This is a genomic window from Pseudomonas sp. PME37.24/006 (genome assembly GCF_055556635.1).
Genome location: NZ_JBVHNL010000323.1, coordinates 1 through 229, shown reverse-complemented (window position 1 = coordinate 229; position 229 = coordinate 1). Strand labels below are relative to the sequence as shown.

1 protein-coding gene is annotated in these 229 nt (G+C 51.5%); it reads right to left on the bottom strand.

Annotated elements, in window-relative coordinates:
* The coding region (locus ACZ3GY_RS24910; RefSeq protein WP_465912511.1) for a glycosyltransferase family 2 protein at window positions 1-229 on the bottom strand (229 nt) is incomplete at both ends.

Sequence of the window (229 nt, the reverse complement as noted above, 5' to 3'; positions counted from 1 at the left end):
AAACTGCTCTTGCCGATCAAGGCAGGCAAATGATGCTTCAAAATCTGCATGGCGCCAAAGGCCCAACGGAAGCGCTGTGATTTCAAGGCAGTAAAGTTGGATGGTGTCAGCCCACGGCCCAGCACTTCATCCACATAACGGGTTTCGTAGCCGTCTTTAATCAGGCGCAGACCCAGTTCGGTATCTTCACAAATACACCATTCTGACCAGCCACCGACGTTTTCGAGTG